The organism is Dietzia lutea, assembly GCF_003096075.1.
GTDB lineage: Bacteria > Actinomycetota > Actinomycetes > Mycobacteriales > Mycobacteriaceae > Dietzia > Dietzia lutea.
The window spans coordinates 264202-287404 of sequence record NZ_CP015449.1 but is presented as its reverse complement, the minus strand read 5'-3'; the positions used below and the strand labels follow the sequence as shown (position 1 = coordinate 287404).

The 23203-nt window shown below is 72.5% G+C and carries 20 protein-coding genes and 1 tRNA gene; 10 read left to right on the top strand and 11 right to left on the bottom strand.

Features of this window, described 5'->3' with window-relative positions:
* Positions 1 to 120 precede the first annotated feature (120 nt).
* Entirely contained in the window at positions 121 to 2043 is a 1923-nt protein-coding gene (locus A6035_RS01280; protein ID WP_244192490.1) for an HNH endonuclease, read from the bottom strand.
* A 379-nt stretch (positions 2044 to 2422) separates the two neighbouring features.
* On the opposite strand from A6035_RS01280, the gene A6035_RS18390 reads away from it, so the two are divergent.
* Positions 2423 to 2584: a hypothetical protein gene (locus tag A6035_RS18390; protein ID WP_167400688.1), complete on the top strand. Its 162-nt coding sequence runs from the start codon at positions 2423 to 2425 to the stop codon at positions 2582 to 2584.
* Positions 2585 to 2680: 96 nt separating this feature from the next.
* Here the strand turns inward: A6035_RS18390 and A6035_RS01275 are convergent, their stop codons facing one another.
* Positions 2681 to 3607, bottom strand: coding sequence for a patatin-like phospholipase family protein (locus tag A6035_RS01275; protein WP_235026765.1), 927 nt, complete (start codon positions 3605 to 3607; stop codon positions 2681 to 2683).
* A 53-nt stretch (positions 3608 to 3660) separates the two neighbouring features.
* Between A6035_RS01275 and A6035_RS01270 the strand changes: the two genes are divergently transcribed.
* Positions 3661 to 5130: an alanine/glycine:cation symporter family protein gene (locus A6035_RS01270; RefSeq protein ID WP_108846291.1), complete on the top strand. Its 1470-nt coding sequence runs from the start codon at positions 3661 to 3663 to the stop codon at positions 5128 to 5130.
* Positions 5127 to 6137 (top strand): adenosine deaminase, encoded by a 1011-nt coding sequence (gene add / locus A6035_RS01265; RefSeq protein WP_108846290.1) that lies wholly within the window; start codon positions 5127 to 5129, stop codon positions 6135 to 6137. Before A6035_RS01270 ends, add begins: the two co-directional genes overlap by 4 nt.
* Positions 6138 to 6157: 20 nt before the next feature.
* On the opposite strand, the gene A6035_RS01260 is transcribed toward add, so the two are convergent.
* From A6035_RS01260 to A6035_RS01250, 3 genes are read right to left on the bottom strand one after another with little or no spacing between them, the layout of a single operon-like run.
* Entirely contained in the window at positions 6158 to 6574 is a 417-nt protein-coding gene (locus A6035_RS01260; protein ID WP_425267513.1) for a DoxX family protein, read from the bottom strand.
* 29 nt (positions 6575 to 6603) lie between these two features.
* Positions 6604 to 7626 (bottom strand): LLM class flavin-dependent oxidoreductase, encoded by a 1023-nt coding sequence (locus tag A6035_RS01255; RefSeq protein ID WP_108846289.1) that lies wholly within the window; start codon positions 7624 to 7626, stop codon positions 6604 to 6606.
* Positions 7627 to 7631: 5 nt separating this feature from the next.
* The gene (locus A6035_RS01250; RefSeq protein WP_108846288.1) at positions 7632 to 9236 is read right to left on the bottom strand and encodes an AMP-binding protein; all 1605 of its coding nucleotides are present in this window, start codon (positions 9234 to 9236) and stop codon (positions 7632 to 7634) included.
* Positions 9237 to 9611: 375 nt separating this feature from the next.
* Between A6035_RS01250 and A6035_RS01245 the strand changes: the two genes are divergently transcribed.
* The 4 genes from A6035_RS01245 (at position 9612) to A6035_RS01230 (ending at position 13380) form a co-directional block, all read left to right on the top strand.
* Entirely contained in the window at positions 9612 to 10670 is a 1059-nt protein-coding gene (locus A6035_RS01245; protein ID WP_108846287.1) for an NAD(P)-dependent alcohol dehydrogenase, read from the top strand.
* A gap of 83 nt (positions 10671 to 10753) precedes the next feature.
* Positions 10754 to 11431 carry an HD domain-containing protein gene (locus A6035_RS01240; RefSeq protein ID WP_244192489.1) on the top strand — a complete coding sequence of 226 codons (678 nt, stop codon included), beginning with the start codon at positions 10754 to 10756 and terminating at the stop codon, positions 11429 to 11431.
* Between the two features lie 4 nt (positions 11432 to 11435).
* Positions 11436 to 12302: a T3SS (YopN, CesT) and YbjN peptide-binding chaperone 1 gene (locus A6035_RS01235; RefSeq protein WP_108846285.1), complete on the top strand. Its 867-nt coding sequence runs from the start codon at positions 11436 to 11438 to the stop codon at positions 12300 to 12302.
* A gap of 196 nt (positions 12303 to 12498) precedes the next feature.
* A complete protein-coding gene (locus tag A6035_RS01230) occupies positions 12499 to 13380 on the top strand; it encodes a manganese catalase (RefSeq protein ID WP_061916963.1) in 882 nt (293 codons plus the stop codon).
* 93 nt (positions 13381 to 13473) lie between these two features.
* Here the strand turns inward: A6035_RS01230 and A6035_RS01225 are convergent.
* The 6 genes from A6035_RS01225 to A6035_RS01200 form a co-directional block, all read right to left on the bottom strand.
* Positions 13474 to 13547: transfer RNA gene (locus A6035_RS01225), tRNA-Asp, on the bottom strand.
* Between the two features lie 235 nt (positions 13548 to 13782).
* Positions 13783 to 15552 carry an allophanate hydrolase gene (gene atzF / locus A6035_RS01220; protein ID WP_108846284.1) on the bottom strand — a complete coding sequence of 590 codons (1770 nt, stop codon included), beginning with the start codon at positions 15550 to 15552 and terminating at the stop codon, positions 13783 to 13785.
* Positions 15549 to 17531: a 5-oxoprolinase/urea amidolyase family protein gene (locus tag A6035_RS01215; RefSeq protein WP_108846283.1), complete on the bottom strand. Its 1983-nt coding sequence runs from the start codon at positions 17529 to 17531 to the stop codon at positions 15549 to 15551. The genes atzF and A6035_RS01215 overlap by 4 nt, the downstream gene beginning before the upstream one ends.
* An 80-nt stretch (positions 17532 to 17611) precedes the next feature.
* The gene (locus tag A6035_RS01210) at positions 17612 to 18220 is read right to left on the bottom strand and encodes an urea amidolyase associated protein UAAP2 (RefSeq protein WP_108846282.1); all 609 of its coding nucleotides are present in this window, start codon (positions 18218 to 18220) and stop codon (positions 17612 to 17614) included.
* A gap of 11 nt (positions 18221 to 18231) precedes the next feature.
* Complete coding sequence (locus A6035_RS01205; RefSeq protein ID WP_108846281.1) at positions 18232 to 19140, bottom strand: urea amidolyase associated protein UAAP1; 909 nt, start codon at positions 19138 to 19140, stop codon at positions 18232 to 18234.
* Positions 19141 to 19147: 7 nt separating this feature from the next.
* Positions 19148 to 20686 (bottom strand): amino acid permease, encoded by a 1539-nt coding sequence (locus A6035_RS01200; RefSeq protein WP_108846280.1) that lies wholly within the window; start codon positions 20684 to 20686, stop codon positions 19148 to 19150.
* A gap of 164 nt (positions 20687 to 20850) precedes the next feature.
* Here A6035_RS01200 and A6035_RS01195 point away from each other — a divergent pair, with 164 nt between their 5' ends.
* From A6035_RS01195 to A6035_RS01185, 3 genes are read left to right on the top strand one after another with little or no spacing between them, the layout of a single operon-like run.
* Complete coding sequence (locus A6035_RS01195; protein WP_162533971.1) at positions 20851 to 21753, top strand: putative nucleotidyltransferase substrate binding domain-containing protein; 903 nt, start codon at positions 20851 to 20853, stop codon at positions 21751 to 21753.
* Positions 21750 to 22580, top strand: a complete 831-nt coding sequence (locus tag A6035_RS01190; protein WP_108846278.1) for a Fic/DOC family protein — start codon at positions 21750 to 21752, stop codon at positions 22578 to 22580. The genes A6035_RS01195 and A6035_RS01190 overlap by 4 nt, the downstream gene beginning before the upstream one ends.
* Positions 22580 to 23173 carry a TetR/AcrR family transcriptional regulator gene (locus A6035_RS01185; RefSeq protein ID WP_108846277.1) on the top strand — a complete coding sequence of 198 codons (594 nt, stop codon included), beginning with the start codon at positions 22580 to 22582 and terminating at the stop codon, positions 23171 to 23173. Before A6035_RS01190 ends, A6035_RS01185 begins: the two co-directional genes overlap by 1 nt.
* Positions 23174 to 23203: the final 30 nt, after the last annotated feature.

The window sequence follows — 23203 nt, the reverse complement described above, 5'->3', positions numbered from 1 at the left end:
ATAGTCAGAACAGACTGGTCTGTCTAACAAGGGTGTCCTAACCGGATCGAGCGCTCTCGCCACCCCGAAGTCTCCTCGCCCGCGCCGCGCCCGGGCCCGCGCCGCCCGAGAAGAGCGCTCTCAGAAGGGTGGCGGCGGTTGGAGGAGTTCGTCGAGGTGCTCATGCAGGGCGTGGAGGATGGCTTTTTCCAGGGCGCTGTCGGGGGGTTTGTTGCGTTCCCACCAGCGGCTGGCCGCGGCGGGGGTCAGCCGTTCGCGCGGGGCCGAGGCCGAGTCCGGGCCTGGGGTGGTGTCGGCGGGCGTGTCCCCGGTGTCGGGTGGCGGCGAGGTCGCGGCGCGGGCCTCGGCTGCGTTGCGGGCGGCGGCCCGGGCGCGTTCGCGGGCCAGGCGTTGGGCGCGGCGGGCGAAGTAGGTCGCCTCGTCGAGGATCCCGACGCCGAAGACGGGGGCGGGGTTGCGGCGTTGTTGACGTGCCCAGGCGTCGGCTTCGTCGCGTTGGTGCTCGCGCCGGTATTGGGCCAGGGGGCCGTCGGGTCGGGTGAGCATGGTGGTGCCGTCGGGGGTGGTCACGATCAGGGTGCCGTCGGGTTGGAGTTGGTAGGTCCAGTCGGAGAAGGTTTTGAACCGGTGGTGGCGCCGGCACTGGCTCACCAGGTTGGCCTCGACTGTGTGGCCGCCGCTGGCGGGGTCGGCGTGGTTGAACGGCACGACATGATCCAGGTCGCAGTCGTCGGCGGGGACCGCGCATCCGGGGTGGCGGCAGGTGCCGTCGCGGAGCCGGACCCGGCGCGCCAACTCGGCGCCGGGCCGGTATTTCAGGGCGGCGCTGGTGTCGTCGGCGGCGCCGATGCGGGGGTCGACCTGCTCGAAAGAGGCGCCATCTGAGGTGGCGAGCATCTCCAGCAGGGTCTGTAGGGCGGCCTCGCCGGTGCGGGTGAACTCCACTCGCGCGCCGTGTTCGTCGCGGCCGTTGTCGCCGGTGGCGATGACGGTGACCTTCGGCCGCAACACCGGAGCCTGACCGCCGCCATTGCCGCTGCCGCCGGTGGGGGCGCTCGGGCCGCCCGGGCCGGCGTCACCGTCGGTGTCGGTGTTGCCGGGAGTGGTGTTGGGCTGGGTGGGGGTGTCGCCGCAGATCAGGGACATCAGGGCGTCGGCGCGGCGTTCGCCCTTGGAGTAGTGCGGCTCGGGTTCGGTCGGGGCGTCCGGGTCGGTGTCGGGGTCGGCGTCCCGCGCCGCGGCCTGGGCGGCGGCCTGGGCGGCGGCTGCGCCTGCGTCGGCGGCGTCGTGTTCGGCGACCCGCTGATCCAGGGCCTCGGCCAGCACGGCGGCCTCCTCGGTCGCCAACAACGCGGAGACGCTGGACATGCCGTCGACGCCTTTGCCGATGCGCACGCCGCGAGTGCGGCTGGCGTCTTCTTTGCGTAGGCGGATGGCGTCGGGGTCGTGGCGGCCGATGACGGCATCGATCTCATCGCGCAGGGCCTTGTCGCCCAGACGGACACCGGCGGCGACACCGCCCAGGTAGTCCTCGACGACCTGGCGCTGGATCTGCTCAAGAACATCGCCGCGGACGGTGGACATCTGCCGGGCCAGCAGTTCGGCGACGCGTTGTTCCATCAGGCCGGCGGCCATCGCCTCCAGGATCGCCGGGTAACGGGTGTGCAGCTCCCACGAGAAGGACAGCATCTTCTCCGCGCGCCTAGCGGAGATGGACATCGCCGCCACCACATACCCGGCCGCGGCGACAAGGCCATCGACAACAGCGTGGCCGGGGCGGGCCTCGTGGCTGCCGTCGATACCGTGCCCGTACTCGCGCCAACATTCCTGCACCAGCGCGTAGCAGGCGACCAGACGCTGCGCGGCCGCGCGGTTCTCCGCCGCCCACCCCTCCCGCGCCGCCGCCGTCAAGCCCGTCAACGCCGCCGCAGCGCCGTCAGCGGACGGGCCGGCAGGGCCGGACGAGTCGGCAGAGCCGAACGAGTCAGCAGAGCCGGAAGGGGACGCGGGGCCGCCGGTCGTGCGCCCGGTGTCGCCGTCCATGCCCCACCCCCCGTGGTCGACTGTGCGGCGATGCCGCGACTCGTCTCGAATACGTGTTCTATTCTACGTGCACGTGATCGACACCACAAGAGGCATCTGCGAGGCGAATTGCGGGGATCGCTTCCTGTAGCCCGATCCGCATGAGAAGCCACCTGTCGCTGATCCGGCGTGTACCCGCTTGCCCGAATTGAGCGAAGTTAGCTAGCGTGTCCGATTTTTCACGAACTCGTCATTCAGCAGGTTGACAGTTCGCAATTTCCTTAGCCGGCACACGCGCAGGGGAATCCGTGAGGTCCGCGGTGGCAGAGCACTCAGGCCGGTCTTAGCTTCTGGTGGTGTAGCCCCACAGACCGTGGGCGTCTCGTCGAAAGGACACGATATGGACACGGGCTCCTTCTCTGACTTCTGGTACGGCGTCGCCGACGGGTCGGCCGAACTCGTCCCGGCGGAGTTCGGCTCCGCCGCGATCGACGGGTTGTTGCGTCTGCCCGCGTACGTGCTGGCCACCCTGGGCGGCGGCGCTGAGCTCTTCGGCTCCTGAGCCACACCCCTTCCCGCTTCGCCGCGGTCGTGCCCTGAACACGACCGCGGCGTCGCGCATTTCGGGGTACGTCCGGATCGGCGGGGGCCTGCCTGCTCAGAGTCCGCAGAACTCCCGCCAGGCGTCGACCTCGCGGCGGGCCTGTTCGCGTCCCGAGACGTACGCCTCGGCGAGCCGGTCGACCCGGCGCTCGTAGCTCCTGATCATCACCCGCTCCGGGCGGAAGATCAGCGCGTCGCCGGACTCCTCCAACGCCTCGATCTCGTCGAGCGTCTCGTTGTACAGCGCCCAGCGGTGCAGGAGCGCCTCCCCCACCGCCGGGAAGCGGCGGAAGTACGAGCGATAGAACGGCGTCAGTCGGCGGGGCGGGATCTTCCGGTACCCCTTCGGCTGGGTGAGCACGACCAGTAACTTCTCGAACCCCGCCTCGCGCGCCGCCGACAACGGGATCCCGCCGTCGTGGCCCAGGGCGCCGTCGACGTAGTACTCGCCGTCGATGAGCACGGGCGGCATCCACACCGGCATGGTCGACGACGACCGCACCATCCGCATCAGGTCGGCCATCGTCTCGACGTCGTCCTCGGTCCAGAAGACCGTCTCGCCATCCGAGCAGCGGAACGTCCCGATGCGCGCAGCGGTTCCGCTGGCTTCGAACGTCTCGAAGTCATACGGCAGCACCTGGTCCGGCAACCCGGCCTGCTCGTAGATGTACTCGGCGTTGAACAGCCCCTTGCCGCGCGCGAAACTGCGCCAGTCCCCGAAGTTCGGGTCCGCGGCCATCTCCACGAAACTCTTCCGGGCACGCACCGCGTCGCGGGAGATGTAGTTGGCGAGGTGGGACGCCCCGGCCGAGATCCCGGCGACCAGACCGGCGTGGATCCCCGCCTCGATCAGCGTCTCGACGACGCCCGCGGTGTGGACCGCCCGCATGCCACCGCCCTCGAAGATCAGGGCGACGTCGGGGGCAGTGGGCTCCAGCGTCGCCGCGCCGACGCTCGTATGTCTCGGTCCCGCATCAGTCACTCCCACAGCCTAGGAGGTCAGGTGACCGGGGCCCCATCCGTTAGTGTCTACCCGTGACCCAACTCACCGAGCTCGTCGCGAGCGTCAACGACGTCTACTGGTACGGCGTCATCGCCCTCCTGGTGATCGCCGGCCTGTACTTCTCCGTCACCACGCTGATCGTCCAGATCCGGCTGTTCCCGGAGATGCTGCGGACCATCACCGAGAAACCCTCCGACATCGACGAGGGCAAGAAGGGCATCTCCGCCTTCCGTGCCTTCACCATCTCAGCGGCGTCCCGGGTCGGCACCGGCAACGTCGCGGGCGTGGCCATCGCCATCACCGTCGGCGGGCCCGGCGCGGTGTTCTGGATGTGGCTGATCGCCATCATCGGTGGCGCGACCGCGTTCATCGAGTCGACGCTCGCCCAGCTGTACAAGGTGAAGGGCAAGGACTCCTACGTCGGCGGCCCCGCCTACTACATCCGCGACGGGCTGGGCTGGAAGCCGGTGGCCGTGGTGTTCGCGGTGATCATCACCGTGACCTACGGCTTCGTGTTCAACGCCGTCCAGGCCAACTCGATCTCCGAGTCCGTCCGCAACCAGTTCGACCTCCAGGGCACCGGGGCCGGCGTCGTCATCGGCCTGGGGCTGGCGGTCGTGACGGGCCTCGTCATCTTCGGTGGCGTCCGCCGCCTGTCCGCGGTCACCGAGATCCTGGTCCCGGTCATGGCCGCGGCCTACGTCGTCGTCGCCCTCATCGTCGTCGCCATCAACATCACCGAGGTCCCCGACATGATCGGCCTCATCGTGGGCCACGCGCTCGGGTTCCGCGAGATCGCCGGCGCCGCCATCGGCGCGGCGCTCATGCAGGGCATGCGCCGCGGTCTCTTCTCCAACGAGGCCGGCATGGGCTCGGTCCCCAACGCTGCGGCGACCGCCTCGGTCTCCCACCCCGTCAAGCAGGGCCTGGTCCAGTCGCTCGGCGTGTACTTCGACACCCTCGTCGTGTGCTCGGCGACCGCGTTCATCATCCTGCTGGCCGACCCCGAGTTCGGTGGTGACCGCGAGGGCATCACGCTCACGCAGGACTCGCTCGCGTCGCAGGTCGGCGAGTGGGGCGTGCCGTTCCTCATGGTGGTCATCTTCTTCCTGGCCTTCTCGTCGATCCTCGGCAACTCGTACTACGGCGAGGCCAACATCAACTTCCTGCGCGACAGCCCGCGATCGATCAACGTCTTCCGCGCGCTCGTCCTGCTGGCGGTGTTCGGCGGCGCCCTCGGTTCGGTCGACCTCGTGTGGGGCCTGGCCGATCTGTTCATGGGCTTCATGGCCACCATCAACCTCATCGCGATCCTCCCGCTGAGCGGGCTCGCCGTGGCGCTGCTGCGTCACTACCTGCAGCAGAAGGCCAAGGGCCACAACCCGGTGTTCCATCGCGACGACCTGCCGCGGGCCCGCAACGTCACAGCCTGGGACGGCTCCGACCCGATGACGCACCAGGCCGTGGCCGACGAGGCCCGCGAGGTCAAGGCCGACGAATGACCGACGCCGCCCGCCGGAGCCTGACCGCGCTGCCGAAGGCGCACCTGCACGTCCACCTCGAGGCGGCGATGCGCGAGGCGACGCTGCGGCAGTGGTGCGCGGAAGACGGCCTCGAGGTACCGCCGCTGGTCGAGTACCCGGACTTCACGCGGTTCCTCGACGCGTACGGGTTGCTCATCGACCTCCCGCACACGCCGGAGCGGGTCGAGCGGCTCCTGGACGAGGTCATCGCCGACGCCGCCGCGCAAGGGGTCGTGGCGCTCGAGTTCGCGTCGATCCCCGAGAAGGCGGTGGCGTTCGGCTCGGCCGAGGAGGCGCTCGAGTTCCAGCTGCCGGTCATGGCCGAGGCGGGGCGGCGGCACGGTGTGTGGGCCGGCGCGATCGTGAGCATCGACCGCGGCGCGGGGCCCGAGCACGCGCTCGAGGCGGCACGGCTGGCCGCGCGGTTCGCCGACCGGGGCGTCGTGGCGGTGGGCCTGGTCGCCGACGAGCGGGACAGTCCGGTGGCCGCGGCGGCGGAGGCGTTCGCGATCGCCCGCGACGCCGGCCTCGGCGTGGTGCCCCACGCCGGCGAACTGGGCGGGCCGGAGGAGGTCCGCTCCGCCGTCGAGCTGGGGGTGGACCGCATCCAGCACGGGGTGCGCGCGGCGGAGGATCCGGGCGTGCTCGAGCTGCTCGCCGAGCGCGGGACGTGCCTCGACGTGTGCCCCACCTCGAACGTCGTGCTGGACGTGAGCCCCTCCCTCGAGGAGCATCCTCTGCCCGCGCTTCTGGCCGCCGGCGTGCGGTGCTCGATCGGCGCCGACGACCCGCTGCTGTTCGGCGCGGACGTGGTCGACGAGTACGTGTCCGCGCACGAGCGGATGGGCGTGCCCGAGGCGCGGCTCGTGGAGGTGGCGCGCACGTCGATCGAGTCGTCGTTCGCGCCGTCGGACGTCAAGCGGAACGCCCTCGGGCGCCTGGGTGCGTGGCAGGACGGGGCCGCCTGGCAGGACGGCGGCGCGTAGGGCGCGTCAGGCGCCCCGAGTCAGGAACCCCGGCGGATGCGGTCGGCGGCGAGGATCATCGGCACCTGCAGCGGCAGCCGCGCCCACGCGATGACCTGGTACGGCCAGACCGGCTTGCGGCGCCACGCGCGGACCATCTGCAGGTTGCCGGGGAACACGCCGAGGAACAGCGCGGTCGCGGCCGCACCGCCCAGCTTGCGGGTGCGGGGCGCGGCGAGCAGTCCGGCGACCGCCAGCTCCGCGACGCCGGACCCGTAGGTCCAGGCGCGGCGGCTGCCGGGCAGCTCAGGCGGGACGAGGCCGTCGAACGGGCGCGGCTTGGCGAAGTGCAGCACGCCCATCGCCCCGAGGGCCGCGGGCATGGCCCAGTAGCGGGCGGGCCGGGAACGGGCGGTGCGGGGGCGAACGGTGCGGGGGCGGGCGGTCTCGGTGCTCATCAGCCGAGACTACGGGCGCGGCGGCCCGCTCACCGGATCTCCGGCAGGACGCGCTCTCCGATGAGCCGCAGCGACTCCCACCCCGCCTCGAGGGGGATGCCGCCGCACAGTGGGTGGTTGGTGATGAGCCGGAGGTCGCCGTCGCGCACGAGCCGGACGAGCTGGCCCGGGGTGGCCACGACGTAGACGCCCTCCTCGCGCAGCTCGTCGACTGTGCGTGCGTCGGAGTGCACGAACGAACTGCGCGCCCCCGACCGGGCGCCGTCCGGCCGCGCGCCGCCGGGTTGCCACGCGCGGTAGCCCTCGGCGTCGGCGAGCAGGTGGTGGCCGTGGCGCGCCCAGAACTCGTCGGGGTCTTCAGTGCAGAACACCGTGGCGGGACCGGGTACGGGGGCGACGACGAGACCCGGCCGGTGCCCGTGTGCGAGGCATTCCGCCCGGTAGAGCGCGGTGAGCGCGGGATCATCGAGCTGTGGCTGGTAGTGCATGCCCAGTCTCCCGGCCCGCCGGGCGGCCGCGCCCCCGCCGCCGAGGAAGACCAGCGGGTGGGGCTGCGAGAACGGCCTCGGGGTGGGCGAGGTCCGCGGGGAGCCGTCCACCGGGTCCTCGCCGACGGCGTCGCCCCGCCACGCGGCGAGCATGGTCTGCAGCTGGGCGTCGAGTCGGGCGCCGCGGTTCCGCCACTCGCGCGAGTGCAGGGCGTACTCGACGGGCCGGTAGCCGAGGCCGAACGTGAAGCTCACTCGGCCGGACGCGAGGTGGTCGAGCACCGAGATGTCCTCGGCCAAGCGGACCGGGTCGTACAGCGGGGCGATGAGCGCCCACACGGTGATGGGGATCCTGCTCGTCACCGCCGCGACCGCCGACGCGGCGATGAGCGGGGACGGCAGGTAGTCGTCCTCCGAGGCGTGGTGCTCGGAGAGGTTGACGGCGTCGTGGCCGCTCTCCTCCGCGTAGCGCGCCATGTCGAGCGCCGCACGGTACCGGTCCCGGCGCTCCTCGGGGCCGGCGCCGGGCGCGCGGAAGTCGAACCGCGTGACGACGTGGACCATGCGGCCTACACGCCCGCCCCGGCCAGCTCCGAGTACGCGGTGCCCCGCTCGGCGCGCTCCCACCAGGTGTCCCCGCCCTCGGAGGCGGCCCCCACCCCCTGCCGGATGAGCTCGCGCTTGAGGATCTTGTTGGTGGCGGTGGTCGGCAGCTCCGAGGCGATCCGCACCCACCGCGGCCATGCCTTGGGCGACAGGTCTGGCTGCGCGGCGAGGAACTCCTCCAGGCCCGCCGGGTCGAGTGTCGAATCGTGGCGCGGGACGATCGCCGCGGCGAGCTGGTCGCCCACCCCGCGCGGGTCCGGCAGCCCGTAGACCGCCACCCGGGACACCGCCGGGTGCCGCAGCAGGATCTCCTCGATGATGCCGGTGGCCATGTTCTCGCCGTCGACGCGCAGCCAGTCCCCGCTGCGGCCGGCCATGTAGATGAAGCCGTCCGCGTCGCGGTACGCCAGGTCGCCCGACCAGTACATCCCGTCTCTCATCCGGTCCGAGGTCGACTTGTCGTCGTTGTAGTAGCCGGCGAAGAACCCCGCCCCCTCCGTGTTCACGAGTTCGCCCACACACTCGTCGAGGTTGGCGACCTTGCCGTCGTCGTCGTATATCGCGCGCGGACACTCCTGGCCGGTGACGGGGTCGTACACGGCGACCCCCGGGAACGGCACCCCGATGGACTCGAGCGGCGACTCCTCGGTGCGGGTGATGATGATCGCCAGCTCGGTCGAGCCGTAGGCGTCCCACACCCGGCAGCCGAAGCGCTCGGCGAACGCCGGGATGTCCTTGGCGGCGGCCTCGTTGCCGAAGGCCGCGCGCAGGGTGGTCTCGGCGTCGTCCGGGCGGGCCGGGGTGTCGAGGATGTAGGCCAGCGGCTTGCCGACGTAGTTCATGTAGGTCACGCCGTAGCGGCGGATGTCGTCGCCGAACCGGGACGCGCTGAAGCGGCGGGCCAGCGCCATGGTCGCGCCCGCCGCGATGGCCGGGGAGAAGCCACCCATGATGGCGTTGGAGTGGAACAGCGGCATGGACAGGTAGGCGACGTCGTCGGGGGTCAGGCCGAAGTTCTGCGCGAGGTTCTCGCCGGACATCGTCACGGTGAAGTTGCCGACCTGTACCGCCTTCGGGTCGCCCGAGGTGCCGGAGGTGAAGATGAGCATGAAGGGGTCCATCGCCTCGACCGGGGGCGGATCCTGCGGCGCCGAGGAGGCCGCTACCAGGGCCGCCCACTCGTCGGAGTCGGTGTCGATCACGCTGACCTGCCCCAGATCGAGCCCGTCGAGCAGGTGCTTGAGCTCGGAGTCGGTGAGGATGACCTGGCACTCGGACTTGCGGATGTCGCGGGCGAGGCCCTCGCCGCGGCGGGTCGCGTTGAGGCCGACGGTGACGTAACCGCCCGCCGCCCCGGCCGCCAGGGCGTAGAGCATCTCCGGCGTGTTTTCCAGCAGCGTCGCGACGTGGCGGGGGCGGTCGGAGTCCAGCATCGCGGTGACCGCGCCCGCCCGGGCGTCGGCGCCGGCGAGGTAGTCACGCCAGGTGATTGAGGTGTCCTCGTAGCGGATCGCGGTGGAGTCCGAGTCGGCGTGGCGGCGGAGTTGTTCGCGGACGGTGTCGGCCATGTGGATTTTCCTTCACGGACGTGAGTGTGATCTGGATCATAGACACATGGGCTGACGGCCGTCAGTGGTTATCGACGGACGGGAGTTCGCCTCAGCGCCAGCCGAGGAACGTCATCCCGAACAGCAGCACCACCCACACGACAGCGCAGAGGATGACCGTCTCCTTGACGTACCCGTTGTTCCAGGAGTCGTCATACCCACGCCGTCACGTCCCAGCCCGTATAGCGGCCGTCACCCAGTACGACGCGCCGGGCGCGCCGAACGGTTCCCCGGAGTTCGGTCGCGGTGCACCCCCTCACTATCTGGGCAGACGACCTGTTCGCCGACGGATCGCAACTGTGGCGACCTCACCACCCTCGATCTACGGGAGACCACATGGACGTCGCCGCCGTGACCGCCGTCGCACCGGACGCGCCGCTGGAGAAGACCACGATCCGACGCCGGGAGACCGGTGCCGAGGACGTGCTCATCGAGATCGACTACGCCGGCATCTGCCACTCCGACATCCATCTCGCTCGCGGGGAGTGGGGGCGGACCGTCTACCCGGTGACCCCGGGACACGAGATCATCGGCATCGTCCGCGAGGTCGGGTCCGACGTGACGCGCCACAAGGTCGGCGACCGCGTGGGCGTCGGCTGCCTGGTCGGGGCCTGCCACGAGTGCCCCTCGTGCGAGGCCGGCCAGGAACAGGAGTGTGAGCGCGGCTCCGTCGCCACCTACGGTTCCCCGCTGCCCGAAGGGCATCCGGAGGGCCACGTCACGCAGGGCGGTTACTCCACGCACATCGTGGTGGAGGAGCGCATGGTCGTGTCCGTGCCCGAGGGGCTCGACCCGGCCGCCGCCGCGCCGCTGCTGTGCGCGGGCATCACCATGTACTCGCCGCTCCGCCAGTGGAACGTCGGGCCCGGCTCCAAGGTCGCCGTGATCGGCATGGGCGGGCTCGGACACGTGGGCGTGCAGCTCGCCGTGGCCATGGGCGCCGAGGTCACCGTCCTGTCCCAGACCACATCCAAGCGTGACGACTCGCTGAAGTTCGGCGCCGTGGAGCACTACGCGACCGCCGGCGACGAGGGCAAGGAGAACCTCCGGGCGCTCCGCGGCAGCTTTGACGTCATCCTCAACACCGTCTCCGCCAACCTGCCCCTGGACCGGTACCTCGCCACGCTCAAGCCCCGCGGAGCCATGGTGGAGATCGGCATCCCGAGTGAGCCGATGTCGCTGCGCGCGGGGTCGGTGACCGGCGGCCGCAAGATCCTCACCGGCTCGATGATCGGCGGTATCCCCGAGACGCAGGAGATGCTGGACTTCTGCGCCGAGCACGGGATCACCGCACAGATCGAGCTCATCTCGGCGGACAAGATCAACGAGGCCTACGACCGCGTGGTGGACTCCGACGTCCGGTACCGGTTCGTGATCGACGCCAAGACCTTCTAGGAGGGCGCCGGCGCGGGCCGTCACGACGGATCGGACCCGCCGAACGGTTCCCTCGTGCCGTGGCCGTGGTGTCTACTCAGGGTGTGGAAGGGACGCCGGCCACGTCCGGTGCACCCCACCACCCGGCGGCGTCGCCCGACGCCGGGACCCCTCCCCTCGAGGAGTGCACCGTGCCGCTCACCTGGACCCCCACCCTGGACCGCGCGCTCGCGGTGGCCGCCCGCTGCCACGCAGGTCAGACCCGCAAGGACGATCCCACGCCCTACATCACCCACCCGGTCGCGGTGGCGCTGATCGTCTCGGATTTCACCGACGACGAGGACGTGGCGGTGGCCGCGCTCCTGCACGACGTGCTGGAGGACGTGCCGCCGTCGGTGTACTCGGCCGCGGACATGATCGCCGATTTCGGCGACCGGGTCACGGAGCTGGTGCGCGGCGTGTCGGAGGAAAAGACCGCGGGCGAGGAGACCCCGCCCTGGCGCGAGCGCAAGGAGGGTTACCTCGCCCGCCTGGCCGAGGACTCGCGGGAGTGCCTGCTCATCTCCGCGGCCGACAAGATCCACAACCTCCGGTCGATGGTCTCCGCGCACGGCCGCCTGGGCGACGACATGTGGGGCGTGTTCAACGCCGGCCCGCAGGAGAAACTGTGGTTCTACGGCGCGATCGCAGACGCGGTGGCCGAACGGCTCGGCGACTGCGCGGCCACCCGAGAGCTGCGGCGGGCCGTGGACGACGTGGTCGCCCTCGCGCCGGTGAGATGACGCCATGCGGAACCAACGCCTCGGCCCGGGCAGCGCCTCCCTGCGATCCGCGGAGGATCCCTGGCACGACTTCGAACACACCCTCACCGGACATCTCCGCAGGCCCGGCGCGGTGGGCGCGATGGAGTTCCGGGCGCCCACCCCGCGCTCCGGGGAGCAGGGGCGATGCGTCGTCCAGCTCGCGCCGGGCGGCGCGGTCGCCTGGGTCACCGTCCGGACGGGCGATCACCCCCTCATCGAGGAGATGCTCGCGCACACCGCACCCAGCGCGCCCGAGCCCGTCGCCCGGGCCGTGGTCGACGCCTGCCGCGACCGGCTACACGTGCCGCATCCCCAGCTGCTCACCCTCCGGTGCGAGGGGACCGTCGGCCGCTACACCGGCGCCCTGCGACTCATCCGGTCGGACTCGGTGCCCGTCGGCCGCGACCCCGCCGACCACCCGAACCCGATCGACGTCGCCGTCGAGGTCACCGGCCACCTGGAGGCGCGCGAGCGGTACGAGGCGATCGTCGAGCAGGTGACGGGTGGCCCCTGCGTGGTCGACGACCGCGGTCAACTGGTTCTCAGCCACGTCGGCCACCCAGTGCACATCGCGTTCGCCGGGGGCGAGCCGTACGCCCGCATCTGGGCGTGGGTCGTGCGGGGCGTGCGCTCGCGCTCCGAGGCCGCGCTCGAGGTGGCGCGCCTCAACCTGGAGGACGACCTCACCTGCTGGGTGCTCGTCGGTCGCCACGTCATGCAGCGCACCACCGTGCCCGTCGCGCCGTTCCTGCCCCGCCACGCGCAGGTCGCGCTGGAGCACTTCCTGCTCACCTACGCCACCACGCGAGACCGGGTCGCAGCGCGTCTCGGCCCGCGGACGCGGAGTTAACGCAAGTTTCTTCGCCCCACCGTCCGCGGCACTCCGCCCGCCACGGCCAGCACTCCTCAAAAATGGACGGTTGTCCAAAAAAGTGTCACCCTCACGGGAGCGGTTGAACCCCGCGTAGGTCGTCCTAACCTCGACCACACGCCGGAGCGGTCGTACGCGACGCCGCCCGGACACCGCGCACGACCGAAGGAGACGCATGTTCATCCACAAACAGAAGCTCCAATTCCAGTCGAAGCCCGAGAAGCCCGACGCCGTGTACGCCCGCAAGCTGCAGGAGGTGATCGGCGGCCAGTACGGCGAGATCACCGTCGCCATGCAGTACAGCTTCCAGGCGTGGAACGCCCACATCCCGGGCAAGTACCGTGACCTGCTCTTCAGCACCGCGGCCGAGGAGTTCGGCCACGTCGAGATGCTCGCGACGATGGTCGCCCAGCTGCTCGAGGACGCCCCGCTCGGCATCACCGAGGCCGCCGTCCAGAACGACCCGGCGGTCGCCGCGGTCATCGGCGGCACCGACGTCCAGCACGGCATCGTCGCCGGCGCCGGTGCGCGCCCCGTCGACTCCATGGGCAACCCGTGGTCCGGCTCGTACGTGACCGCCAGCGGCAACCTCCTCGCCGACATGTGGTCCAACGTCAACGCCGAGTCCCAGGGCCGCGTCCAGGTCGCCCGGCTCTACCACATGACCGACGACCCGGGCATCCGTGAGCTCCTGTCGTTCCTGCTGGCCCGCGACACCATGCATCAGAACCAGTGGCTCGCCGCCGTCAACGAGCTGCAGGCCGAGGGCCTGGAGGAACTGCCCGTGCCGTCGAACTTCCCCAAGTCGAAGGAGGCCGCGGAGCACGCGTACACGATGTACAACTTCTCCGACGGCGCCGCCGCGGCCGAGGGCTCGTGGGCCTCGGGCCCGACCCCGGACGGGCACGGCGAGTTCTCGTACTCGCCCGAGCCGCTCGAGGGCCCGCCGATGCCGCCGCCGACCCATCCGGACGCGCGGTTCTACGGCACCACCGAGCTGCCGAACACGGTCGAGAAGGCCGCCGGCACCGTTCAGGACAAGCTGAACAAGGAGTAGTCGCCGCGCCACCGCGCCGCCGCGCCCTCGGGCGCCCCGGCCAGACGAGAGCGGGCGCATCCGGTGTGTACCGGATGCGCCCGCTTTCTCATGCGACCCTGACGGGACTCGAACCCGCGACCTCCGCCGTGACAGGGCGGCGCGCTAACCAACTGCGCCACAGGGCCGTGCTTTTCGCACGAGAGGGAACATTAGCGGAACCGGGGCCCGAGGGGAAAACGGGGCCCCTGGGAGGTGGTACCCGGGTCGACGGTGAGGACGACGACGAGGACCGCGCCGCCGCGACGTCCTGTCTACCGCCGGGGATCCCGCCCGGGCGGAGGGCGAAGTAGGCGATCACTCCGAGGAGGCCGACCGCGAGGACCGTCAGCACGGCGACGAGGGCGATCACCGCGCCGGGAGTCACCCGATCGGCCACTCCCCGATCGCGGTGAGGTCCTCCGCGGCCGCGGTCACCGCGGTGGGCTCGCAGGCGAAGCCGACGGCCTCCGAGCCGTCCGCGAGGGTCACCCGGCCGAGCTGCATGGGTCTGGGCAGCTCGTCGAGGAACCCGCCGAGCGCCGCCGGGGACATCGTCCACCTCTCGCCGAGCAGTTCCGCGCCCTCGGCGTGCCGAAGGACGCCGGGCTTGGGCGGGTCCGTGTCGAGCCGGTACATCCGGTAGTCGGCGCTGGACCGCACGACGCCACGCCAGACCGCGCCGCGTCCGGTGAGCTGGTGCTCGAGCGGGCCGCCCCGGCGGTGGGCGCCGAACACCACCAGGTCCACGGTCGATGCGCCCGCGCGCAGGGGCCACGCCTCGAGCTGCTCCGTGGCGGCCTCGTTCTCCCCGGCGAAGGCTGCCGTGAGGGCCGCCGCGATGTCGGCCACCACACCGTCGTGGAACGGCCTGCCCACGACCGTGACGCCGAACGTCGCCGTGCCGCGGTCCGCCTCGTCCACTTCTCCCGCCGGGACGGCCACCGCGCAGAGGTCGAAGAGGTTGCAGAAGTTCGTGTAGGTCCCCATCCGGCTGTTGAGGGCGACCGGGTCGGCCTGCACCTCCGCGATCGTCGGATGGAACGGCGCCGTCGGCACCAGCAGCGCCGACGCGCCGAGGCGGTCGAGCTCGGCCAGGGCCTGATGACGCAGCGCCTCGACGGTCCGGCGGTCCCGTAGCAGGTCCACCGCCCGCACGTCGCGGGCGGGCGCGATGATGCTACGGACGGTCGGATCGATGCCGGCATCGGCGGCCACGCCGTCGGCCCCGGCAGCCCCGCCGTCGGCCCCGTCGAGGAAGGCGCCGACCGCCTCGTACCGCTCGGCGACGAGCGCGCCGTCGTAGAGCAGCCGTGCGGCGGCGAGGAACGGCGCGAGATCGATCTCCACCACGTGGAACCCGCGGTCGCGGGCCGCGTCGACGGCGGCGGCGAACGCCTCGGCCCAGCCGGGGGCCATGGCGGTCAGCTCGCGCGGGACCGCGATCGTCGTCCCCGGCGCGGCGGCGAGCGGGGCGTCCGCGGGCCAGCTCCGGGTGCCGTCGCCGCCCGCCATCGCGGCGGTCGCACGGGTGGCCGTGCGCACGTCGCGGGCGAAGATCGTGACGCAGTCGTAGCTCGCGCAGGCCGGGACGACGCCGTCGGTGGAGACCACGCCGAGGCTGGGCTTGATCCCGACGATGCCGTTGAGCGCGGCGGGGATCCGCCCCGACCCGGCGGTGTCGGTGCCGATCGCCAGATCGCAGATGCCCAGTGCGACCGCCACCGCGGATCCCGAGCTGGACCCGCCCGAGACGTGGTCCGGCCGGTGCGCGGCCCGCACGGCGCCGTAGGGGCTGCGGGTGCCGACCAGCCCGGTCGCGAACTGGTCGAGGTTGGTCACCCCCACCACCACCGCACCGGCCGCGCGCAGGCGGGCGACGGCCACCGCGTCCTGCTCGGGGACGTAGGCGAACCCCGGGCAGGCGGCGGTCGTGGGGATCCCGGCGACGTCGACGTTGTTCTTGACCGCCAGCGTCATCCCGGCGAGCGGCCCGCCGGCGGCGAGGGAGGCCGCCATGTCGGCGATGATCGCCTCTCGGTCGCGCACCCGCAGGAACACCTCCGGCCGGTCGGCATCCTCCAGCCGGGCCAGCACGGCGTCGACCCGCTCCGCGGCCGTCTCCCGGAGTCCGGCTCCCGTCGCGGCGCTCATGCGCTGAGCTCCCCGCTGGCGGCCCAGCGCGCGAACTCCTCGGCGCGGGCGTGCTCCATTCGGCGCCGGGCGGAGGCGATGGAGTCGGCCTCGCGCTCGCAGAAGGCGTTGTGCTCGGCCAGGGAGAACGTGCCGTCGGTGATGTCGACGCGCCCGCGCCCGGCGGCGGTATCGGCCCGCATGTCGGCCAGCTCCTCGGAGGTCACGGGGTACCAGGAGATGCGGTCGAAATGCCGCAGTAGCCACGGGTGCTCGGCGTCGAAGCCCGGTGCCGGCTCCGGGTGCCGGTGGTTCCACACCTGGGTGGTGCGGCCCACGAACTGGTAGCCGCCGGGTCCCTCCATGCCGTAGATGCACAGGTACGCGCCGCCGATGCCCACGGAGTTCTCGGCGGTCCACGTCCGGGCGGGGTTGTACTTGGTCGTCACCAGGCGGTGACGCGGGTCCAGCGGCGTGGCGACGGGCGCGCCCAGGTAGACGTCCCCCAGTCCCAGGACCATGTACTCGGCGTCGAAGACGGTGCGGTAGACGTCGTCGGCGGTCTCCAGCCCGTTCATCCGGCGGATGAACTCGATGTTCCACGGGCACCACGGGGCGTCGTCGCGGACTCCGTACATGTAGCGCTCGATGGCCTCCCGGGTGGCGGGGTCGTCCCAGCTCAGGGGAAGTCGGACCCGGCGGCTCGGCACGACCAGCGACTCGGCGGCGGGCAGGGCGGCCTCGGCCTCGCGGAGGGCGGCCAGGGTCGACGACACGGTGCTGCGCCCGGGGGTGATCTTGACCTGCAGCGACCGGATGCCCGGGGTGAGGTCCTGCTGGCCGGGGACGGGGTTCGCCAGCAGGTGCAGGTAGAGGGCGTGGGCGCGGGCCCGCAGCTCCAGGTCGAGTTCCATCCGCCCGTACTCGACCAGGACGTTGTCGTCCCCGCCTCGGCGGTAGGTGACCTCGGTGAGCCCGTCCGCGGTGTGCCCGCGGCCCAGCACGCCGTCGTCGCGGTCCCCGCCGTCACCGAGGACGTACGGACGACCCGCGCTCCGCGAGCCCCCGGCGCCCACCCGGTCGGGCACGGCGTCCACCCGGACCCGCACGAACCGCACGGTGTCGCCCGGCGCCAGTTGCCCGAGCTTCCACCGGTCGCTGCTCACCACCGTGACCGGGCAGACGAAGCCGCCGAGACTCGGCCCGTCCGGGCCGAGCAGGATCGGGGTGTCGCCGGTGAAGTCCAGCGCGCCCACCGAGTAGGCGTTGTCGTGCAGGTTCGACGGATGCAGCCCGGCCTCGCCGCCGTCGGGGCGGGCCCACTTCGGGCGCGGGCCCTCGAGCCGGACGCCGGTGCGGTCCGAGTTGAAGTGCACGGCGTAGGTGGCCGCGTACAGCTCGTCCATCCCGGACCGGGTGAGGAACTCGGGTGCGCCGTGGGGCCCCTCGGCGACCGCGATGTGCCAGTGGTGACCGATGGCGGGGATCTCCTCAGCGCAGATCCGGCGGGGCGTCGCGGGCCCGGGCTCGCCGAGGGCGAGCGTGTCCCCCGCGGTGAGGGCGCGGCCCTCGTGCCCGCCGAACCGCCCCAGGGTGAAGGTCGACGACGACCCGAGGTACTGCTCGACGTCGATCCCGCCGCGCACGGCCACGTAGACGCGCATCCCCGGTCCGCTGATCACCGGGATGTCGAGCTCGTCGCCGGCCGCCAGGGGGACCGGCTTCCACTGGGCCACCGGCCGCCCTGCGACGGTGGGCCGCACGTGCGCGCCGCCCACGCACACGGTGACCGGGCCGTCCGCCCGGATCCGCAGTCCGCCGCGCGTGCACTCCAGGCCGGCGGCGCCCTCGGGATTGCCCACGGCGATGTTCGCCAGCCGCAGCGACTGGTCGTCCATCGCGCCGGAGGGCGGGACGCCCACTCCCCAGTACCCGACGCGGCCGGGCCAGTCCTGGACGGTGGTGATGAGGCCGGGGGCGAGGATCTCGAGGCTGGTCATGGGGTGCTCCTGTGGTGACGGGTGGCGTGGGCGGCGGCTCAGGCCGGCGCGATCAGGCCGTGGGGATCAGGCGGCGGGGATCAGGCGGTGACGATCATTCGGACGGGCGTCGGGTCGAAGCCGTTGCACGGGTTGTTGATCTGCGGGCAGTTGGACACCAGCACGATCACGTTGCGGTCGGCGCGCAGCGCCAGGTTCTTGCCGGGCGCTGACCGGCCGTCGACGATCCCGAGGGTGCCGTCGGCGTCGACGGGCACATTCATGAAGAAGTTGACGTTGGGGACCAGGTCCCGCTTGCCGAGACCGTGCCGGGCGCCCTCGCGCAGGAAGTTCTCCACGCAGGCGTGCTGGTGGCGGGTGTGGTGGCCGTAGCGCAGGGTGTTGGACTCCTGCGAGCAGGCGCCGCCGAGGGTGTCGTGGTTGCCCACCTCGTCGGCCGTGATCGTCACCAGCGGCTCGCCGGCGTCGTCGCGCAGGACGCTGCCGGTGGTGAGGAAGATCGAGCCCTGGGCCGCGACGGTCGCCGGGGCGCTGTATCGGCGGGTGGTGTCGTGCGCGTCGTAGAAGAGGGTGTCGACGGCCTGGTTGCCCTCGAGGTCGACGATGGTCAGTGTCTGGCCCGCGCGCAGGACGCGGGACCAGGCCGCCCGGGCGGGCACGGTCTCGTCGGCGATCACTGTCTGTGTCATGGCGGTTCTCCTCAGGAGGTCGGGGCGAGGGCGCCGGTCGGGGCGGCCGCGCTGGTCGGGTTGGCGGCGCGGTGGGCGGCCTCGGAGTTGGCCAGGGCGCGCCGGTACTCCTGGTCCTGATCGACGCCGGGGAAGGTGTCGGCGACCAGGGCGTCGAGGTCTTCCGGGGCGCTCCAGGCCAGGAGCTCCACCGTTCCGGCGTGGTAGTCCGGGGACGGATCGAGCGGGTGGTCGGCCACCGCCACGGCCAGCACGACCGGCAGGTGGACGACGAGGTCGACCGCCGCGCCCGGGCCGGCGTTCCCGGTGGAGACGAGCGTGCCGTCGCCGGCGACCCGGACGCCGTGGAAGAACGACACCGGATGGGGCAGGTCGCGCTCGGCGAGACCGTGCTTGAGCCCGGCCAGCAGCAGGAGTTCGCGCCCGGCCGGCGAGTCGGACTCCGGTGAGCCGGCCCCGTAGCGGGCGGTGTTCCCGGCGAGGGTCGAGGCCCCGCACAGCGCATCGTGGTGGCCGGAGCCGTCCGCGACGATCGTCGCGAGCACCCGGCCCTGGTCCGACAGGAGAGGGTGGCCGGTCCCGAGGTAGGCCTGCCACGGCACCTTGACGGTGTCGGCGGTGTTGAGCCGCTCCCAGGGCGCGTCCGCCCGCCACATCATGAGCGGGGCGCACGCCGTGCCGTCCCTGTCGGTGAGGCGGATCCGGGTCCCGCGGGCGAGGACGACCGCGGTGTAGCGGCCTCCCGGGATCGACTCCGCCCAGGTGAGGCGGTCCGCCGGCACGTCCGCCGGGGGGTGCGGCCAGTCGGTCGCGGGGACGACGGGCATCGAGTCGGTGATCTCGCCGGCCTGGGCGCGGGCGTGCTCGCGCGCGGCGGTGGTGGTGGCGGTGGTAGTGGCGGTGGTGTCAGTACTGGTCATGAAAAGGTCACTCTCCGATCCGGACGGGGTTGGGGTGGGTCTTGCCGCGGGGGAAGCACAGGACGCCGACGGCCACGACGGCCACGACGGTCGCCACTCCGGCCCAGCGCAGCCAGGGCGTCTCGCCGGAGGGGTCGAAGATCTCGGCGCGCGGCCACGCGAGGTTGACGGTCATGAGCAGCCCGTAGGCCACGGCCAGCACGTTCACGGGGATCCCCCAGCGGCCGAGCGAGAACACGGGCCGGCCCTCGGCGTCGGTGGGCTGCGGCCCCGCGGGCCAGCCCTGCAGGCGGCGCAGCAGCAGCGGTGCCGTCACGCAGAGGTATGCGAGGTAGATGAGGATGATGCAGACCGAGGACAGGGTGGCGAAGATCGCGGAGTTGCCCACGTTGACCAGCAGGATGGCCATGCAGGCCAGGCCGATCAGCACGGACGGCACGACCGGGGCCCCGGTGCGCGGATGGACGCGCGAGAGGGTCGGCGAGAACGGCAGCCTGCCGTCGCGGGCCATGGAGAACATGAGCCGGGACGACGCGGTCTGGATGGCGAGGGTGCAGATGAGGATCGCCACCACGACGTCGGCCAGCAGGACCTTGCCCCAGAAGTTCCCGAGGACCGAGTTGAGCACGTACGGCAGTCCCTCGGTGGCCAGACGCCCGTCGGTGAGGCTGGGCGCGGCCATCAGGGCGCCGAGGATCATGAGCCCGCCGCCGATCGCCGAGGCGGTGAGCGCCATGCGGATGGTCCGGGGCGCGATGCGGCGCGGGTTGACGGTTTCCTCCGCGAGCTCGCCGGCCGAGCCGAAGCCCACCATGACGTAGGCCGCCATCAGCCCGGAGATGATCCACGACCAGATGTATCCGGGCTGCCCCGCCAGCCCCGCGGTGTCGAAGACGACCTGCGGTCCGCGGACGGCGTGGGTGAGAAGGGCCAGGACGACGGCGGCGACGCCGACGATCTCGCACGTCACGCCGATGCTGTTGACGTAGGACATCCACCTGACGCCGACGAGGTTGATCACCGTGGTGATCACCAGCAGCGCCGACCCCAGCAGCACGGCGTTGGCGGCCCCCGAGGGCGAGGTGAGGGCGGGGTCGTCTCCGATGATCTGGAAGCCGGACCAGATGCTCGGCAGCACGACCTGCAGGGCGATCGCCGCGGCGGAGGCGGTGACGATCTGGGCGAGGATCATGAACCAGCCGCCGAACCAGCCCACGATCTCCCCGCCCATCCGGCGCGACCACTGGTAGATCGCGCCCGAGATCGGGTAGCGGGCGGCGAGCTCGGCAAAGCACAGGGCCACCAGGAACTGGCCGGCGAACACGATCGGCCACGTCCAGAAGAACGCCGGGCCGCCGAAGCCGAACCCCAGGCCGAACAGCTGGAAGATGGTGGTGAGGATGGAGACGAACGAGAACCCGGCCGCGAACGAGGCGAACGTTCCGAGACTGCGGTGGAGCTGCTGTTCGTAACCGAAGTCCGCGAGGTCGTCATGGTCACCCCGGCGCTGCGGAGCCGGGGCGGCGAGTCCGGTCGGATCGCTCATGTGGCGGATCTCCTCTCGGGGCGGGGGTCGGCGCTGATTCCTGTCAATCGATAGTTTTCCCGCAACGCATGACACCCGGGTTGCGCGATGTTTCGTCCCCATTAACAGGCCCTCACGCCGCCCCCGCCCCGCCCGCGGGGCCGCTGACGTGGTCGAATGTGCTCATGACAGCCGCCCGCCCACCGAAGGCCGACCGCCCACGCGTGTGGTCCGACGGGCTGCGGCGCGAGCTGGCCGCCCGTGTCGATCCGGCCGTGGCGACCGCGGTGTGGGTGACCGGATCGGTGGGTCGCTCGGAGGCCGTTCCCGGGAGCGATCTGGAATCCCTCGCCGTCGTCGTCGGCCCCGACACCCGCGCCGTACGCCGCGCGGTGGCCGCCACCGACCTGTCGGGCGCGCCGTGGTTCGCCGAGACCTCCGCGGCGTCGGCCGCCGACCCCCGCCTGGTCCGCACGGCCGCCGGGTGGTCCGGCGCCGCCGACGGCTGGGCCGCCGACCCCGCCCGGGACCTCGGGGTGGTCCACCTGGGCCTGCTCACCGACGCCCGCCCCCTGACCGCCGGCCACGACGACCCGGAGCTCCTCCCCCGGCTGGCCGTCGGCGCCGTGCGCGCGCACCCCACGGTGCTCGCCGACGTCCTCGCGGACGCCCTGGCGACCCGGGCCTCGGTACCGTCCCGGCTCCGGGTGCCGACCCGCGCCGACCCCGTGGTGGACCTCAAGGCGACCGTCCTCACCCCGGTCGTCAAGCTCGCGCGGTGGGCCGCGCTGCGTGCGGGGGTCACCGCCACCGCCACCGACGCGCGTCTCGACCTGGCCGCCGATCCCGACGTCCTCCCCGCGGACCGGTGGGAGTCCCTGCGCGAGGCCGCCCGCGTCGCCGCCGGACTCCGGTGGGAGGTCCGGCTCCGCGCCGACGCCGACGGCCCCGGGACCGACCGGGTGCCGCTGTCCGGCCTCACCTCCGCCGAGCGCGCCGGGCTCCGGGCCGCCGCGCGCGAAATCGCCGGCGCACAGCGCACCCTCGACTACCTGCGGTCGACCGGCCAGTTCCGGCAGCCGGGATGACGCGCCACCCGGCCACCGCGGCGATGCTCGCGGTATCCGCGCTCGAGGGATGGGGCCCCGGGGACGACGACGACGAGGTGCTCGGACTCGTCGACCGGGGCGTCTCCGGTCGCCTGATCCGCCTCCGCGTCCTGGAGGCGATACCCGCGGAGGCCCGCCGGCGACCCGGGCCGCGGGTCCTGGCCCGTCGCGCCCCCTACCTCTACCGGGGGACGCGGGTGTTGGAGAACTCCCTCGGGATCACCTCGGCCGGGGCTCTCGCGCGGGCGGAGGCCCTGCTCGTCGTCGCCGCCGGGGCCCGACTCCTGCGCGCCCCCGGGCCCGCCCCGGAGACGGTGTCCGACGTCCACGCCGCGCTGTTCGGGGACGTCTACGCCTGGGCCGGACGGCCACGCATCGTCGACCTCAGCAGGCAGGGATCCGTGTTCGCGCCCGCGTCCCGCGTCCCGGCCCTCGTCGCGCCCCTCGAGCGGCCCTCGCGGATCGTCGCCGACGCGCTGGCCTCCGCGCCGGCGGCCGCGTCCCGCCGGACGGTCGTCGCCCTGGCGCTGGCCGACTGGTACGCGCGGTTCAACCACGTGCACCCGTTCCGCGAGGGCAACGGCCGCGCGGCCGCAGTGGCCGCGACGCTCGCCGCGCGCGCTCACGGCCTCGACCTGGACTTCGCCCGGACCACGCGCGAGATGTGGGTGCAGGCCGCCGTGTCCTCCATGCCCACCCCGCCCCGCCGCTCCGTCGATCCCACGGCGCACCGGTTCGAGTTCCTCCGTGTGACGATCGACGGCAGTGTCACGATGGACCGGACCCCGACCCGGAGGACTCCCTGATGTACTCGCCCGGCCGACCGCGCCTCGTGGACCGGCGGCGCCCAGGGGCCACCCCGGCCGACGAGATCCTCGACGCCGCGGCGGAGCTGTTCACCACCCGCGGGTACACGGCCACCTCCACCCGGGCCATCGCGGACGCCGTCGGACTCCGTCAGGCGTCCCTCTACACACACTTCCCCACCAAGGCCGCGATCCTCTGTGCGCTGCTCGACGCGACGGTGGCCCCGGCGCTCGAGCACGCCCGCCGGCTCCGCGCCGGGGGCGGGGATCCGCGCGAGACCCTGCTGACGCTGGCGACCCTCGACGTCGAGGGCCTCCTCGCCTCGCGGTGGAACGTCGGGATGCTCTACGTGCTGCCCGAGGTCGCGGGCGACGAGTTCGCGGAGTTCCGGGACGCGCGCTCGGCACTCCGGGAGATCTACCGCGAGCTCGTCGCCCTGTGCCGCCCCGACCTCGACGCCGACGATCCGGCCCTGGACCTGCCGTTCCGCGTGGTCGAGGCGGTGATCGCGCACCGCCAGGACCACCCGTCGGTCCCCGTCGACGCGGCACGGTGGGGTCGGGCCGCGGCCCGGGCGGTCGAACTCGGGTGAGCGGCGGTGTCGGACCCGTGGTGCACCATG

Excerpts from the sequence above, each read along its gene's own strand:
- A6035_RS01280 (WP_244192490.1), bottom strand. The coding sequence starts at position 2,043 with ATGGACGGCGACACCGGGCGCACGACCGGCGGCCCCGCGTCCCCTTCC.
- A6035_RS18390 (WP_167400688.1), top strand. The coding sequence starts at position 2,423 with ATGGACACGGGCTCCTTCTCTGACTTCTGGTACGGCGTCGCCGACGGG.
- add (WP_108846290.1), top strand. The coding sequence starts at position 5,127 with ATGACCGACGCCGCCCGCCGGAGCCTGACCGCGCTGCCGAAGGCGCAC.
- A6035_RS01260 (WP_425267513.1), bottom strand. The coding sequence starts at position 6,574 with ATGAGCACCGAGACCGCCCGCCCCCGCACCGTTCGCCCCCGCACCGCC.
- A6035_RS01255 (WP_108846289.1), bottom strand. The coding sequence starts at position 7,626 with ATGGTCCACGTCGTCACGCGGTTCGACTTCCGCGCGCCCGGCGCCGGC.
- A6035_RS01250 (WP_108846288.1), bottom strand. The coding sequence starts at position 9,236 with ATGGCCGACACCGTCCGCGAACAACTCCGCCGCCACGCCGACTCGGAC.
- A6035_RS01245 (WP_108846287.1), top strand. The coding sequence starts at position 9,612 with ATGGACGTCGCCGCCGTGACCGCCGTCGCACCGGACGCGCCGCTGGAG.
- A6035_RS01235 (WP_108846285.1), top strand. The coding sequence starts at position 11,436 with ATGCGGAACCAACGCCTCGGCCCGGGCAGCGCCTCCCTGCGATCCGCG.
- A6035_RS01230 (WP_061916963.1), top strand. The coding sequence starts at position 12,499 with ATGTTCATCCACAAACAGAAGCTCCAATTCCAGTCGAAGCCCGAGAAG.
- atzF (WP_108846284.1), bottom strand. The coding sequence starts at position 15,552 with ATGAGCGCCGCGACGGGAGCCGGACTCCGGGAGACGGCCGCGGAGCGG.
- A6035_RS01215 (WP_108846283.1), bottom strand. The coding sequence starts at position 17,531 with ATGACCAGCCTCGAGATCCTCGCCCCCGGCCTCATCACCACCGTCCAG.
- A6035_RS01210 (WP_108846282.1), bottom strand. The coding sequence starts at position 18,220 with ATGACACAGACAGTGATCGCCGACGAGACCGTGCCCGCCCGGGCGGCC.
- A6035_RS01205 (WP_108846281.1), bottom strand. The coding sequence starts at position 19,140 with ATGACCAGTACTGACACCACCGCCACTACCACCGCCACCACCACCGCC.
- A6035_RS01200 (WP_108846280.1), bottom strand. The coding sequence starts at position 20,686 with ATGAGCGATCCGACCGGACTCGCCGCCCCGGCTCCGCAGCGCCGGGGT.
- A6035_RS01195 (WP_162533971.1), top strand. The coding sequence starts at position 20,851 with ATGACAGCCGCCCGCCCACCGAAGGCCGACCGCCCACGCGTGTGGTCC.
- A6035_RS01190 (WP_108846278.1), top strand. The coding sequence starts at position 21,750 with ATGACGCGCCACCCGGCCACCGCGGCGATGCTCGCGGTATCCGCGCTC.
- A6035_RS01185 (WP_108846277.1), top strand. The coding sequence starts at position 22,580 with ATGTACTCGCCCGGCCGACCGCGCCTCGTGGACCGGCGGCGCCCAGGG.